At 70.3% G+C, this 13,322-nt stretch carries 14 protein-coding genes; 6 read left to right on the top strand and 8 right to left on the bottom strand.

Going from position 1 to position 13,322, the window contains the following annotated elements; genetic code table 11:
- Positions 1 to 124: 124 nt before the first annotated feature.
- Positions 125 to 718, bottom strand: a complete 594-nt coding sequence (locus ACZ4AA_RS06115; RefSeq protein ID WP_467596151.1) for a DUF4291 domain-containing protein — start codon at positions 716 to 718, stop codon at positions 125 to 127.
- 222 nt (positions 719 to 940) lie between these two features.
- Here ACZ4AA_RS06115 and ACZ4AA_RS06110 point away from each other — a divergent pair, with 222 nt between their 5' ends.
- Together ACZ4AA_RS06110 and ACZ4AA_RS06105 are read left to right on the top strand one after the other, a co-directional pair.
- On the top strand, positions 941 to 2,563 hold the full coding sequence (locus tag ACZ4AA_RS06110; protein ID WP_467596147.1) for a M48 family metallopeptidase: 1,623 nt from the start codon (positions 941 to 943) through the stop codon (positions 2,561 to 2,563).
- Between the two features lie 241 nt (positions 2,564 to 2,804).
- On the top strand, positions 2,805 to 3,521 hold the full coding sequence (locus tag ACZ4AA_RS06105; protein WP_467596143.1) for an Lsr2 family DNA-binding protein: 717 nt from the start codon (positions 2,805 to 2,807) through the stop codon (positions 3,519 to 3,521).
- A 45-nt stretch (positions 3,522 to 3,566) separates the two neighbouring features.
- On the opposite strand, the gene ACZ4AA_RS06100 is transcribed toward ACZ4AA_RS06105, so the two are convergent.
- Both ACZ4AA_RS06100 and ACZ4AA_RS06095 read right to left on the bottom strand, forming a co-directional pair.
- Positions 3,567 to 4,244: a DUF4389 domain-containing protein gene (locus tag ACZ4AA_RS06100; RefSeq protein WP_467596138.1), complete on the bottom strand. Its 678-nt coding sequence runs from the start codon at positions 4,242 to 4,244 to the stop codon at positions 3,567 to 3,569.
- A 250-nt stretch (positions 4,245 to 4,494) separates the two neighbouring features.
- Complete coding sequence (locus tag ACZ4AA_RS06095) at positions 4,495 to 5,613, bottom strand: hypothetical protein (protein ID WP_467596135.1); 1,119 nt, start codon at positions 5,611 to 5,613, stop codon at positions 4,495 to 4,497.
- A gap of 113 nt (positions 5,614 to 5,726) precedes the next feature.
- Here ACZ4AA_RS06095 and ACZ4AA_RS06090 point away from each other — a divergent pair, with 113 nt between their 5' ends.
- Positions 5,727 to 6,881: a cystathionine gamma-synthase gene (locus ACZ4AA_RS06090; RefSeq protein WP_467596132.1), complete on the top strand. Its 1,155-nt coding sequence runs from the start codon at positions 5,727 to 5,729 to the stop codon at positions 6,879 to 6,881.
- Between the two features lie 121 nt (positions 6,882 to 7,002).
- Here the strand turns inward: ACZ4AA_RS06090 and ACZ4AA_RS06085 are convergent, their stop codons facing one another.
- The 3 genes from ACZ4AA_RS06085 to ACZ4AA_RS06075 all read right to left on the bottom strand — a co-directional run bounded on the left by ACZ4AA_RS06085 (position 7,003) and on the right by ACZ4AA_RS06075 (position 8,637).
- The gene (locus tag ACZ4AA_RS06085) at positions 7,003 to 7,254 is read right to left on the bottom strand and encodes a hypothetical protein (protein ID WP_467596129.1); all 252 of its coding nucleotides are present in this window, start codon (positions 7,252 to 7,254) and stop codon (positions 7,003 to 7,005) included.
- Positions 7,255 to 7,360: 106 nt separating this feature from the next.
- A complete protein-coding gene (locus tag ACZ4AA_RS06080) occupies positions 7,361 to 7,858 on the bottom strand; it encodes a sigma factor-like helix-turn-helix DNA-binding protein (RefSeq protein WP_467596125.1) in 498 nt (165 codons plus the stop codon).
- A gap of 272 nt (positions 7,859 to 8,130) precedes the next feature.
- The gene (locus ACZ4AA_RS06075; protein ID WP_467597064.1) at positions 8,131 to 8,637 is read right to left on the bottom strand and encodes a MarR family winged helix-turn-helix transcriptional regulator; all 507 of its coding nucleotides are present in this window, start codon (positions 8,635 to 8,637) and stop codon (positions 8,131 to 8,133) included.
- A 165-nt stretch (positions 8,638 to 8,802) separates the two neighbouring features.
- Between ACZ4AA_RS06075 and ilvA the strand changes: the two genes are divergently transcribed.
- From ilvA to ACZ4AA_RS06060, 3 genes are all read left to right on the top strand, one after another.
- On the top strand, positions 8,803 to 10,032 hold the full coding sequence (gene ilvA, locus ACZ4AA_RS06070; protein ID WP_467596120.1) for a threonine ammonia-lyase: 1,230 nt from the start codon (positions 8,803 to 8,805) through the stop codon (positions 10,030 to 10,032).
- Positions 10,033 to 10,238: 206 nt separating this feature from the next.
- Positions 10,239 to 11,249, top strand: a complete 1,011-nt coding sequence (locus ACZ4AA_RS06065) for an ATP-binding cassette domain-containing protein (RefSeq protein ID WP_467596115.1) — start codon at positions 10,239 to 10,241, stop codon at positions 11,247 to 11,249.
- Positions 11,246 to 12,103: an ABC transporter permease gene (locus ACZ4AA_RS06060; protein WP_467596111.1), complete on the top strand. Its 858-nt coding sequence runs from the start codon at positions 11,246 to 11,248 to the stop codon at positions 12,101 to 12,103. The genes ACZ4AA_RS06065 and ACZ4AA_RS06060 overlap by 4 nt, the downstream gene beginning before the upstream one ends.
- 60 nt (positions 12,104 to 12,163) lie before the next feature.
- On the opposite strand, the gene greA is transcribed toward ACZ4AA_RS06060, so the two are convergent.
- Both greA and ACZ4AA_RS06050 read right to left on the bottom strand, forming a co-directional pair.
- Positions 12,164 to 12,661, bottom strand: a complete 498-nt coding sequence (gene greA, locus ACZ4AA_RS06055) for a transcription elongation factor GreA (protein ID WP_362397256.1) — start codon at positions 12,659 to 12,661, stop codon at positions 12,164 to 12,166.
- A 210-nt stretch (positions 12,662 to 12,871) separates the two neighbouring features.
- Positions 12,872 to 13,273 carry a DUF4307 domain-containing protein gene (locus ACZ4AA_RS06050; protein ID WP_467596103.1) on the bottom strand — a complete coding sequence of 134 codons (402 nt, stop codon included), beginning with the start codon at positions 13,271 to 13,273 and terminating at the stop codon, positions 12,872 to 12,874.
- Between the last annotated feature and the right edge of the window lie 49 nt (positions 13,274 to 13,322).

Below are 13,322 nucleotides of genomic sequence, written 5' to 3'. Positions count from 1 at the left end.
AAGCGGACAGCCCCACCCCGGCCACCGCACCTGCCCCCCACGCGTAGCCGCCGCAGCCTCCACAGAAGAACTGTGCTGCCATGTGACCCCTGGATGACGCCGGCCGTTGTGTCCGGACTGCCGGTCAGAGGTTGAGGTGGGCGGGTAGTTCCTCACCGGCGAGGTATTCCCGCTCCTGAGGAAGCAGTCGGGCGGCCGATTCCAGTTCGCGGTCCCTGACGAGCGCGTGGATCTCGTGGGCGAGCTGGGTCACGTCGCTCATGGACACGATCCACTCGTCCGCGTAACGCGTGGACGCCTCGCCCGAGAGCCCCAGTTGGAGCGAGCGGTGCGGCAAAGGACGCAGGTGCAGATCGCGTTCGGGATCCCACTGGACACGGGCCGGTGCGCGCTTGAGGTCACGCTGCCAGGTGACGCGATCGGGATGCAGTCCGCGGACGTAGTGCGACAGGCACGCGTTGCGCAGCGCCCAGTCGAAGCCGTCGCGGGTGATCTCGACGGCGAGGACGGTCTCCTGGCCCTCCTTCGTGCCCCAGCCGGAGCGGTACATCATCCACAGGAAACTGGGCTTGATCCACGTCATTCGGTCAGGCTTCCACGCGGCGGGAAAACGACCGTCGCGAGCGGCGGGTCCGCCGATCTCCGGGCGGTACGCCTGATAGACGGTGATCGTGGACGCCGTGTGGAGCGCGCGGATCCTGCGGAGCGGTTCTTCCATGACGTACAGCGTGGGCTCGGCCGGCTTCGGCGACCACCGATTTTCGACGGTTGCCCGTCGCCGTGAAGCACCCCGGCCGCGGGCGGTCGTGGTGCGGGAGTCGTCCGTGCCCAAGCGCTGAGGTCTCGTTCGCTTCCGGACCGCAGGTGATCCGCGGGGGTACTATCCGCGAACGCCGTGGCCCGTTCGGGCTGGTAGAACCATGTGGCTGGGGGGTTTTCGATGTCGTTTCGGCTGCGTGCGGTCCGTGCGTTCATGTTGTCGGTCGGCTTCCATCTGACGGGAGTCGGCCTGTTGTCGGCCCTCGCGGTGCTCGACTGGCTGCTGATGACACGGCTGTTCACCGCGCGGGCGGCCTGGTTCGAAGGCACGGTTCTGACCGTCACCGTCCTGTTGGCGACGGCGATCCTGCGGGGTCTGTTCGCCTTTCTGCGGGCAGGACGCCTGGGTCCGGTGCCCCACGGGGTGGCGGTCACACCCCAGGAACAGCCCGAGCTGTGGGGGCAGATACAAGCCGCCGCCGAAGTGACGGGGCAACGGCCGCCCGATGAGGTCTACCTGGTCGCCGGGGTCAACGCGGGGGTCGCCGAACAGAGCCGCCTGCTGGGCCTGCTGCCCGGACGACGCCGCATGCTCCTGGGCCTGCCGCTGCTGGGCGGTCTGACCGTCACGCAGCTGCGCGCCGTCCTGGCCCACGAGTTCGGGCACTACGGCAACCTCGACACCCGGCTCGGCGCTGTCACGATGAGAGGCCGGGAGGGACTGCTGCACACGGTGGAGGCCTTCCAGGAGGGCAGCACTCGGTTCCACCACGCGATCGGTGTCCTGTACGTCGGCTACGCCCGGATGTTCCTGCGGACCTCGCAGTCCGTGGCCCGCCACCAGGAGCTCGTCGCGGACCGGACGGCGGCCCGGCATGCGGGCCGTGACGCGACGGCCGCCGCACTACGGGCCCTTCCGGTGCTCGCCGCCGCGTACACCCACTACCTGGAGACGTACGCCGCGATGGGTACGCCGCTGGGAGCGCTACCGCCCGAGGGCGAGGTGCACGGCGGATTCCGGCGACTGCTCGCCGCCCGAACCGGGGAGCGGCTCGCTCTGCTCTCCTCCGGGCAGCGTCCGCCGCGCCCGCACCAGTACGACTCACACCCGCCGACAGCCGAACGGATCGCCCTGATCGAGAAGCTGCCCGCCGATGGCCTGCCCGACAGCGCGACCGACGAGCCGGCCGCGCTGACTCTGCTGCGCGACCCGGACCGGCTGTTCGCCGCGTTGGAGGCGCTCACGCTGACGCGGGAGGCGGCGCGGCTACCGCGCATGAGTTGGGACGACCTCGTCATGGCCCGCGCGATCGCTGATGCCGAGGACTGGTCCCGGCCGCTGCGGGTCGCCGTGGCCAGGGCACTTCACTCATCGGCACAGGTCACAGGCAAGACGGCGACCGCACACCGAACCGCCACGAGCGAAGCGGCGGCCGACAGCGAGTTGCCCGCCTTGGAAGAGGTACTCGACGCGTTCGACCGCGGCCTGCTGTGGATGGAGGTCGCCGACCGCATGCCCAAACCGCATCAGGCGGCGCGACTGTCCGGGCTGTCCGCACGCAACTTCATTCGGCCCAAGATCTTCGACGGGCTCGCGGGCATGGTCCACCTGCGCCTCGTCGAGTCCGGATTCGCGAAACCGGACATCGCCTGGTCGGGGCAGCCTGGACTCGCTCTGCCCGAGTCCTGGGAGAAGGGCATGGACGACGCCATGGACGCGGCCGTCGCAGACACTCCCGACACGGCCCCGCTCCGCGCCCTGCTCGCAAGCTCCCACCGTGTTTCCGCCCAGGGAGCGTTCTAGAGCAGTCGGTGGAGTGCTCCGGAGGCCAGGTGTGCGCCGTGGACGGTCTGGAGAGACGCGTTTGGCCTTCAGCCACTGTCAGTGGTCCCGTATACGGTTCGCCAAGGGGTCGTCAGCGGTCGGCGCCTCGCCAAGAGGACGACTTCACAGACCGGGAGACCGGGCAACGCTCCCTGCGAGCCGGCGATACCGGTAGGTGCGTTCCACGGATGCGCGCATCCTGCCTGGAGGGAGATCACGCGTGAGTGAAACTCCGAGGCACGGGGCAGGAGACGTGCGAGAGGCGTGGGGCCGCGTGACCGCGTGGCTTGAACGGAACGACACTGAAGCTCTCGCTGCGCTAGGCGGCCCGGGGAGCCGTGCGGCCATTCGCGAAGCCGAACTGCACATGGGTCTGAAGCTGCGGGAGGAGATGTGGCAGTGGCTGCGGGCGAACGGCATCGACGCCGGCAGGCAACCCGATGGCCCATCGTGTCTGGTGGCGTTGGGGCGCGAGATGGCAGCCGTCCCCGGCGGCCGGCTCCTTCTTGGCCTGACGGATATTCAGCGGGTCTACCTCAGCCGGATGGGCTTGGAGGAGATGCAGCCGTCCGCAGACCTCGACCATCCGTTCTGGCGTCGTGAGTGGGTGCCCATCGCCGCGGAGTGCGACGGTCTCTACGGGACGTTTCTGGACACGCTCAACGGAACCATCGGAACCTGGGCTGAAGCATACGGTCCCGAGGAGGGCGTATACGCCTCGTTGTTCGCCTTCTTCCAAGAGGTAGCGGACCGGCTGGAAGGGGCCTCCTCGGGAGACCGGAGAGGCCCCGGCGAGTCTGCTGGACCCCGCAGGCTCGATCCCTGTCCGAAAGACGAGCCGATACGCCTCTGGGCACGCGCCAACGGCTATCTGGTCAATGATCGTGGACGTGTCCCTGCGGCCGTCCGCGAGGCTTACGAGGCATCACAGGGGTGAGTACCAGATCCGGCCGTACCGGCCGGGGCGCTTCCAGGAACAGGACTACCGCCTTGAACCGTTCGCCGGGATCTTCGTGAGCCGGGAGTCCTGGCCGCCCAGGTCGAGGCGGAAGGGCGGGTACGCGTCGGTCAGCAACGTGGCGTAGGCGGCGACCCGTGCGAGCCAGCGGGCCAGACCGAGCAGGAAGTCGAAGAGGTGGGCCGGGTAACGGCCCGTGAACGCCAGGATGATCACGGCGACCAGGGAGAGGAAGGGGATCAGGCCGACGCCGCGCCAGCTGTCCGTCCCGTCCCAGCCACCGACGAAGATCCCGACGACGATGTACTGAGGGATGGCCAACAGCCACCATTTCACCAGGACCAGACCCCGCGAGAGGCGTTCGGGATAGGCGACATCGAGACGCGCCGGGTAGTCGGGCACGTCCGCGAGGGTGAACGGGGGGTACTGGTCGGTGCCGAGCGCGGTGTGGGCGTAGTAGCCGACGCGCCAGTTCCAACGCAGCACGCCGACGGAGAAGTCGAAGAGGGACCGGGGGTAGCGGCCGGTGAACAGGATGGCGAAGAACGCGACGAAGGTCACGAAGGCGAACGCGATCCACAGGAAGAACAGCACGATGTAGTGCGGGATGGCGAGGAACCACTTCACCAGCCACATCCACCGGGACAGCCGAGGATCGACGAACGCCTCGACGCGCACGGGTGACGCGGTGACAGGATTCATGCGGCCCACATCCTTTCGAGCGTCCCCGCCCGGCGGCCGTCCGCAGCTGCCGTCACCCGAACAGGCGGGCAGGCGATCGCCTGATCATGAATGCAGGCTCGCACGCGAGGTGGAGGGCCGCGACTCGGGTGCGTCCGCCCACCTGGGAAGAACGGCGCGCTCGGCACCGACCGGGACGTGAAGGCGGGGCGAGCGTCGCCTTCCGTGGCCGGGAGAGCGGTGACGCGGGTCGTCGGGCGCCATGACCCCGTCAGTGCGACAGCGTGGCCGGACTGCCGCCGTTCGCCTCGTAGCCCGCCACCGCCAGGGCGCGGTATATCGCGTAGTCCGAGGCCGGGTCGGGGCTCAGGGTCCAGGGCAGGGCGCCCACGTGACCGTCCACGTGCACCAGTTGATCCATCGCCTCGGCCCAGCGCTCGCCGCGGACCAGGAAGCAGACCAGCAGATGGCGTACGTGGGCGAGCATCGGGTCGTCCGGGCGGGCCACGTGGACCGCGTACAGCGCGCCGTGGACGGCCTTGGTCACGACCTCGCTCTGGTAGAAGCTGCGGACCAGGTTCACCTCGGGAAGGTGCTCGAAGACCGCGAAGAGCGGCATCGCCGCGAGGAGGGAGCCCTGCGGCGCGCGGGCCGCGGCGGCCTCCGCGAACGCCTGCGCCGTCTCCCGGGAACCGTGCCACTTGTCGCACCAGTAGTGCAGGGCCGACAGATGCGCGCCCATGTGGGAGGGCGCGCGGTCCAGGATCTTCAGCCAGAGATTCTCGAACTCCGCCTGGGAGTACCCGAGTCCGCGCCCCACCGACAGCTCGATGATGTACGGGACCGGGTCACCGGGGGACAGCAGGGCCGCGTCGCCGCACGCGGACCGCGCCTCCTCCATGATGATCCGGAAGTCGTCGGTCCCCGGGGTCGACGTCCGCCAGGCCTGCTGCACCAGGAACTCGGCGTGCACCGCGGCACCGCCGGCGTCCTTGGGGGCCTCGGCACGCCACACGCGCAGCCACTGGCCGCCCGGTGTCTCGCTGACCCCGCCGGGCCGCTGCTGGAGCTCCAGCGAAGCGGCGCCCGCGAAGGCCTGCACCCGCTGCCAGCGCGTCTCGCCCTCGGTCTCCGTGCCGGCCAGCAGCTGCGAGGCCGCGCGGTAGTCCTGGGTCCGCTGCACCACGTCCAGCACGCTCAGCAGATCCGCGTCGGGTCCGGGCATACGGATGTCCAGCTCCTCCTGGCGCAGGAAGCCGTACTCCGCCGGGTCCGCGGCGTCGGGGTCGCCGGGCGACACCAGCCGCAGACCGTTGCGCGAGCGCCGCAGCACCGGCAGCAGGACCAGGCTGAACATGGCCAGCGCCATCAGGACCCAGAGAATCTCCATGGCCCAAGCGAACCAGACGGGTCCGACAATTGGCCAACCCGGTCCCGCGGCGGCTTCGAGGACAGTCCCGTCACGACGTCATGAACATCCGGAGAGCACTACGCTCGGGACTCATGAGCGACAGGCACATCAGTCAGCATTTCGAGACGATCGCGATCCACGCGGGCAACACCGCCGATCCCCTCACCGGAGCGGTCGTCCCGCCGATCTACCAGGTCTCCACCTACAAGCAGGACGGCGTCGGCGGGCTGCGCGGCGGCTACGAGTACAGCCGCAGCGCCAACCCCACCAGGACCGCCCTGGAAGAGAACCTCGCGGCTCTGGAGGGCGGTCGCCGCGGCCTCGCGTTCGCGTCGGGACTGGCGGCCGAGGACTGCCTGTTGCGTACGCTGCTCAGCCCCGGTGACCACGTGGTGATCCCCAACGACGCCTACGGCGGCACCTTCCGGCTCTTCGCCAAGGTCGTCTCCCGCTGGGGCGTGGAATGGTCGGTGGCCGACACCAGCGACCCCGAGTCGGTGCGGGCCGCCCTGACCCCCAAGACCAAGGTGATCTGGGTCGAGACGCCCTCCAACCCGCTCCTCGGCATCACGGACATCGCCGTGGTCGCGCAGATCGCGCGCGAGGCGGGCGCCCGGCTCGTCGTCGACAACACCTTCGCGACGCCCTACCTCCAGCAGCCGCTCGCGCTCGGCGCGGACGTCGTCGTGCACTCCCTGACCAAGTACATGGGCGGCCACTCGGACGTCGTCGGCGGCGCCCTGATCACCGGGGACCAGGAACTCGGCGAGGAGCTGGCGTACCACCAGAACGCGATGGGCGCGGTCGCCGGGCCCTTCGACTCCTGGCTGGTGCTCCGCGGCACCAAGACGCTCTCCGTGCGTATGGACCGGCACAGCGAGAACGCGGGCCGGATCGCCGAGATGCTCACCCGGCACGCGCGCGTGACCCGTGTTCTGTACCCGGGCCTCCCGGAGCACCCCGGTCACGAGACCGCCGCCAAGCAGATGCGGGCGTTCGGCGGCATGGTCTCCTTCCAGGTCGCCGGCGGCGAGGAGGCGGCCGTCGAGGTCTGCAACCGCGCCAAGATCTTCACGCTCGGTGAGTCGCTGGGCGGGGTGGAGTCCCTGATCGAGCACCCCGGACGCATGACGCACGCCTCGGTCGCCGGTTCGGCGCTGGAGGTCCCCGCCGACCTGGTCCGTATCTCCGTGGGCATCGAGAACATCGACGACCTGCTCCAGGACCTCCAGCAGGCCCTGGGCTGAGCCTGAGGGACCCGCGTGGGGCCGGCGCCGGCACCCGCCGTCCGCCGGCCCGGATCACCGGGTCGCGGGCGGCGGCCACCGTCGGCGGCGGCCGGTCACCTCACCCGCGCGGGCCTGCCGGTCACCAGTCCGTCACGAGGGGAGTCGTCTCCGACGGCGGCTCCACCCACGGGCGGGCCGTGGCCGCCCAGACCGCGAAGACGACGACCGCGCCGAGCAGCGCCAGCCACAGCAGCCGCCGCACGGCCCTTCCGCGCCGCAGCATGCGGCCGCCGCGCCGGACGACCTCGCCGTACAGGTCGGGCGGCACCACGGGCGGCGGCGCCTGCTCCAGGAGCCGCCGTACGGTCGCCTCGCGCTCCGACAGGTTCATGACCGCGCCACCTGGATCCGTGGGTTCACGGCCACCCCCTCGATCCGCAGGTTCATGATCGCCACCTCGATCCGCTGGTTCATGACCGCCGTCTCGATCCGCGGGTTCACGACGGTGCCACCTCCATCCGGGCGGGCGCCGGGCCGCGCGGCGGGTGCAGCAGCGTCGCCATGGCGCGGGCGCAGATCGCCCGTACGCGTTCCGCCGGGAGACCGAGCAGGGCCGCCGCCTGCTCCTCGGCGACCCCCTCGTACAGCCGCAGGACGAGGATCAGCCGCTCCTGGGGCGTGAGCCGGGCCAGGACGTGGTCGGGGGAGGCGCGCCGGTGCCCGAAGCTCCCGTACTGGTGCCAGGCCGTGCGCTGGAACCGCGCGGCCAGCTCCCGGCGGGCGCTGTCGTAGGGATCCTCGCCGTGCAGCCGGTCCCAGGAGGCGTACGTACGGGCCAGGGCCAGCGTCAGCAGCCGCCGCGCGCGCGGGTTGGCGTCCCGGGGCTCCGCCGTGAGCAGCGTGGCGGTGTGCAGCAGCCGCCCCGCCGCGCCCGCCACGAACGCCTCGAACTCCCTGGCCCGGCGCACGCCTTGGGAGGCACGCCGTTCTCGCACCACGCCTCCCGCCCGAGGACCGCTCTGAGAAGGGGTCCACGGCCGCGTGCGACCCGTCGCACCCCGTACGACGAGGACCCGGTCTCATATGAGGCCAGGTGGCGCCTTCCGGTCAAGAGTCCGGCGCACACACGCGCGCGCGGGGGAGGCATACGGAGGCCGGGGACACCGGGCGCGGGAGGTGACCGAGAGGCCCGGGGACACCGGGCGCGGGAGGTGACGGGGAGGCCCGGGGACACCGGGCGCGGCCCACCGCCTCCCCGCAGATGCGCTCAGGAGGCGGGCTCGGACTCCGCGGTCGGCATGCCCTGGGTCGCCTGGCGGGCGGAGAGCGCGCCGTTGAACCGGGTGAGGAGCGCGCAGAACACCTCACGCTCCTCCGGTGCCCAATCGTGTGTCAGCTCGGCCATCAACTGACGCCGGGAGGTGCGTACTTCGTCGAGGCGGGACTGGCCGCGCGGGGACAGCTGGAGCACGACGGCGCGGCCGTCCTCGGGGTGCGAGGTGCGCTTGACGAGGCCGGTGTCGACCAGCGGGGCGACCTGCCGGGTGACCGTCGAGGAGTCGATGCCCATGCTCGCCGCGAGCGCCTTGACGCCCATCGGACCTTCCTTGTCCAGGCGGTTGAGCAGCAGGTAGGCGGCCCGGTCCATGGAGTTGCGCACCTGCCCCACCCCGCCGAGCCGGGTCTGTTCCGCACGGCGCGCGAAGACCGCGACCTCGTGCTGAAGGGATTCGAGAAGACCGGTGTCACCGACGGTCGTCATGTCCATCGACATCTCTGGTGTAGTGGGCATGGCCGGGGGCTCAATTCATGCGTGGGGAGCTGGGTTGGGGGACAGGTTACGCGGCCGGGGCGCGGGCCGTACCGGCGCTGCGCAAACCGGGTCTCGGAGCGTGGTCACCCCGGAGGCGCGCCCGTGTGAACTGCGAGACTGGTGGTCATGAGCTACAGCACGGCTGACTCCTTTCCCAGTGTGACTCTCGACGACGTGCGCGGCGCGCAGAAGATGCTCTCGGGTGTGGCGCGGGTGACCGCGATGGAGGGCAGCAGGTATCTGTCCCAGCTGGTGGGCGCGCCGGTGCAGTTCAAGTGCGAGAACCTCCAGCGGACGGGATCGTTCAAGCTGCGCGGCGCGTACGTGCGGATCGCGGGCCTGCTCCCGGAGGAACGCGCCGCCGGGGTCGTCGCGGCGAGCGCGGGCAACCACGCGCAGGGCGTCGCGCTCGCCTCCGCGCTGCTCGGCGTGCGCTCCACCGTCTTCATGCCGAACGGCGCCCCGCTGCCGAAGGTCGCCGCCACCCGTGACTACGGCGCCGAGGTGAGGCTGCACGGGCAGGTGGTCGACGAGACCCTGGCCGCCGCCCAGGAGTACGCGCGGCGGACGGGCGCGGTGTTCATCCACCCCTTCGACCACCCGGACATCATCGCGGGCCAGGGCACGGTGGGCCTGGAGATCCTGGAACAGTGCCCGGAGGTGCGCACGATCGTCCTGGGGATCGGCGGCGGCGGGCTCGCGGCGGGCGTGGCCGTCGCGGTGAAGTCGCTGCGTCCGGACGTACGGATCATCGGGGTGCAGGCCGAGGGGGCGGCTGCGTACCCGCCCTCGCTCGCGGCCGGGCGGCCGGTGTCCATCCAGAACCCGGCCACGATGGCCGACGGCATCAAGGTCGGCCGTCCGGGCGACGTGCCGTTCCGGCTGGTCGAGGAGCTGGTCGACGAGGTCCGCACGGTCTCCGAGAACGACCTGTCCAGTGCGCTGCTGCTGTGCCTGGAGCGGGCCAAGCTGGTCGTCGAACCGGCCGGCGCGAGTTCGGTCGCGGCGCTGCTGAGCGAGCCCGGAAGTTTCGAGGGCCCGGTGGTGGCGCTGCTGTCGGGCGGGAACGTGGATCCGCTGCTGATGCAGCGCATCCTGCGGCACGGCATGGCGGCGGGCGGCCGCTACCTGGCCGTCACGCTGCGGCTGACCGACCGGCCCGGAGCCCTGGCCACGCTTCTGGGGGTGTTGTCAGTGGCGGACGCTAACGTCCTGGACGTGAGCCATGTACGGACCGATCCACGGCTGGGGCTCACCGAGGTGGAGGTCGAGCTGCACCTGGAGACGAAGGGCCACGAGCACTGCGCCGAGGTGAACCTGGCGCTGCGCGAGGCGGGCTACACCGTCATCGACTGAGGCCGGAGCCGCCCGCGGACCCGGTCGACCCGATCGGTGAAAATGCGTTGAGTGACGCGATACATCGCGTTACGGTGTGAGTCCGGACCGGTGTGACGGGGCCGGGCCGGTTCCGATGACTTTTCCGTCCGTCGCAAGTCCCCAGTACGCGTACATCCGCAAGCACACGCACATCCGAAAATTCCCCAACGACGTGGAGAACACTCATGCCAGGCGCCATCTACGCCGAAGGCCTGGTGAAGACCTTCGGTGACGTAAGGGCTCTGGACGGCGTCGACCTCGATGTCCCCGAGGGCACCGTGCTCGGCCTGCTCGGGCCGAACGGCGCGGGCAAGACGACCGCGGTCCGCTGTCTGACGACCCTGCTGCGCCCCGACAGCGGCAAGGCCGTCGTCGCGGGCGTCGACGTGCTCAAGGACCCCGACGCCGTACGGCGCAGGGTCGGCCTCTCCGGGCAGTTCGCGGCCGTCGACGAATATCTGACCGGCCGCGAGAACCTCCAGATGGTCGGCCAGCTCTATCAGATGAAGGCGAAGGCCGCGAAGGTCCGCGCGGAGGAGCTGCTGGAGCAGTTCAACCTCGCCGACGCCGCCGACCGCACCGCGAAGACGTACTCGGGCGGCATGCGGCGCCGGCTCGACCTGGCGGCCGCCCTGGTCGTGTCGCCCCCGGTGATGTTCATGGACGAGCCGACCACCGGCCTCGACCCGCGCAACCGCCAGCAGCTGTGGGACGTCATCAAGCGGCTCGTCTCCGGCGGTACGACGCTGCTGCTGACCACCCAGTATCTGGAAGAGGCCGACCACCTCGCGCACGACATCTGCGTGGTCGACCACGGCCGGGTCATCGCCCGCGGCACCGCCGACGAGCTCAAGGCGCAGACGGGCGGCGAGCGCGTCGAGGTCGTCGTGCACGAACGCGAGCACATCGCGACCGCCTCCGAGGTGCTGCGCGGCTTCGGCAAGGGCGACACGAAGGTCGAGGAGCACACCCGCAAGCTCACCGTGCCCGTCACCGGTGGTGCCAAGCTCCTCGCGGAGGTGATCCGCGAGCTGGACGGCCGCGGCATCGAGATCGACGACATCGGCCTGCGCCGCCCCACCCTCGACGACGTCTTCCTCTCCCTCACCGGTCATGTGGCCGAGGAGAAGTCCGAGGAGAACGGCGCGCCGGCGGACACCCGGACGGGCAAGAGCAAGAAGGAGGCCGCGAAGTGAGCGCCGTCAGTGACGCCGTGCAGGTCACGGCACCCTCGAACCCGGTCTACCAATCCATCCGGGACTCCCTGGTCATCGCCAAGCGGAACCTGATCAGGATGTCCAGGATCCCGGAGATGGTGATCTTCGGACTGATCCAGCCGATCATGTTCGTGGTGCTGTTCACCTATGTCTTCGGCGGGTCCATGAAGATCGGCGGCAGCACCAGCGCCACCGCCTACACCAACTTCCTGATGGCCGGCATCTTCGCCCAGACGGTCACCTTCGCCACCGCGGGCGCCGGCGCGGGCATCGCCGACGACATGCACAAGGGCCTCATCGACCGCTTCCGGTCGCTGCCCATGGCGCGCGGCGCGGTGCTCACCGGCCGCACGCTGGCCGACCTCGTGCAGACCGCGCTGACCCTGCTGGTCCTCGCGGTGGTCGCCGTACTGGTCGGCTGGCGGGTCGGCTCGGACGGCAGCACCAACGCGTTCCGGGTCGTCGGCGCCTTCGGGCTGCTGCTCCTGCTCGGGTACGCGTTCACCTGGATCGGCGCGCTCATCGGCCTGTCCGTGCGCACACCCGAGGCGGCGACCTCCGGCGGGCTGATCTGGCTCTTCCCGGTCACGTTCATCTCGAACGCGTTCGTGGACACCAGCAACATGACCCCCTGGCTGCGGCATGTCGCGGACTGGAACCCGTTCAGCGCCACCGTGCAGGCCTGCCGTGTGCTGTTCGCCAACCCCGGGGTGTCGACCTCCGACGCCTGGCCCATGCAGCACCCCGTCTGGGCCTCGGTGATCTACTCGGTCCTGATCGTGGTGATCTTCCGGACGCTCGCCGTCAGAAAGTACCGCTCGGCGACGGCCTGACGCGGACATGGCGATGCCCCCGGCGTGCGGCCGGGGGCATCGTCCTCGTCGGTCCTGAGCTCAGCCCCGGTGCGGCTCGGCCTTGAGGATCTTCACCGAGGCGAGCTTGCCGTTCGGCAGCTCGTACTGGGCGTCCTCGCCGACCTTCTTGCCGTTCACTCCGGAGCCGAGCGGCGACTGCGGAGAGTACGTCTCCAGGTCGGAGCTCGCGTACTCGCGGGAACCGAGCAGGAAGTCCAGGGTGTCGTCCTCGTCGCCGTCGAAGGCGATGGTCACGATCATGCCCGGTGCGACCACGCCGTCCGCCGCGGGAGCCTCGCCGACCTTGGCGTTCTCCAGGAGCTGGGTCAGCTGGCGCACACGGAGCTCCTGCTTGCCCTGCTCTTCCTTGGCCGCGTGGTACCCGCCGTTCTCGCGCAGGTCGCCCTCCTCGCGCGCGGCCGCGATCTTGGCGGCGATCTCCGTGCGCGCAGGACCAGACAGGTACTCCAGCTCGGCCCTGAGCTGGTTGTACGCCTCCTGGGTCAGCCAGGTGACGTTCTCGCTGGTCTGGGTCACAGGTGCTCCTCGTAGGTACTGGGAATACAAAGCATCGCCCTACCCAGAAGCATGTTCTCTCACGGGTGGGCGAAACCACGAGCCTAACAATTCAGAGGCTCCGAGGGGAGGACATAAGGCATCAGAATTTCGTCGACGCAGGTCAGCCCTGGTCGCCCAGAGTGACTCCGGCCGTGGTCGACGGCGTCGGGCCGGGGGCGGCGGTGCCGATCAGTCCGCGTGACAGCCGAGGAGTTCAGCCGTGGAGCCCCGGGCCGTCGTACGCAGGGTGACGACCTTGTCGAGGCGGGACGTGTGCTGGTCGAAGCGGAAGTCCGCGCGGCCCACCTCGACGCCGTCCGCGCTCTGCGACCGCAGCGTGCAGTAGCCCTTCGTGCCCGCGTCCTTGTGCACCTCCAGGTGCGCCTCGACCGCGCTGTCCGAGACCGCCTCGAAGGTGATCACCTGGGCACTGATCTTGGCACCCGCGATGTAGTCGTAGCCGAACCAGCCCACCACACCGATCAGGGCGACCCCCAGGACGCCGCCGACGATCCTGAGCTTGCGGTCGGCACGCTCGTCGGCGGAGCGGCCGTACCGGCCCTCGGGCAGCTGCGCGCTCGCCGTACTCATGATCGTCCTCTCGGCTGGGGTTCCTGGGGCGGACCCCGGAATTATTCGC

This window comes from Streptomyces sp. NPDC024698 (genome assembly GCF_055559015.1).
This window is presented reverse-complemented; position numbering and strand designations above follow the sequence as displayed.

What these genes read in the sequence shown, in the direction of transcription:
- ACZ4AA_RS06115 (WP_467596151.1), bottom strand. Translation starts at nt 718, where the DNA reads ATGGAAGAACCGCTCCGCAGGATCCGCGCGCTCCACACGGCGTCCACG.
- ACZ4AA_RS06110 (WP_467596147.1), top strand. Translation starts at nt 941, where the DNA reads ATGTCGTTTCGGCTGCGTGCGGTCCGTGCGTTCATGTTGTCGGTCGGC.
- ACZ4AA_RS06100 (WP_467596138.1), bottom strand. Translation starts at nt 4,244, where the DNA reads ATGAATCCTGTCACCGCGTCACCCGTGCGCGTCGAGGCGTTCGTCGAT.
- ACZ4AA_RS06095 (WP_467596135.1), bottom strand. Translation starts at nt 5,613, where the DNA reads ATGGAGATTCTCTGGGTCCTGATGGCGCTGGCCATGTTCAGCCTGGTC.
- ACZ4AA_RS06090 (WP_467596132.1), top strand. Translation starts at nt 5,727, where the DNA reads ATGAGCGACAGGCACATCAGTCAGCATTTCGAGACGATCGCGATCCAC.
- ACZ4AA_RS06085 (WP_467596129.1), bottom strand. Translation starts at nt 7,254, where the DNA reads ATGAACCTGTCGGAGCGCGAGGCGACCGTACGGCGGCTCCTGGAGCAG.
- ACZ4AA_RS06075 (WP_467597064.1), bottom strand. Translation starts at nt 8,637, where the DNA reads ATGTCGATGGACATGACGACCGTCGGTGACACCGGTCTTCTCGAATCC.
- ilvA (WP_467596120.1), top strand. Translation starts at nt 8,803, where the DNA reads ATGAGCTACAGCACGGCTGACTCCTTTCCCAGTGTGACTCTCGACGAC.
- ACZ4AA_RS06065 (WP_467596115.1), top strand. Translation starts at nt 10,239, where the DNA reads ATGCCAGGCGCCATCTACGCCGAAGGCCTGGTGAAGACCTTCGGTGAC.
- ACZ4AA_RS06050 (WP_467596103.1), bottom strand. Translation starts at nt 13,273, where the DNA reads ATGAGTACGGCGAGCGCGCAGCTGCCCGAGGGCCGGTACGGCCGCTCC.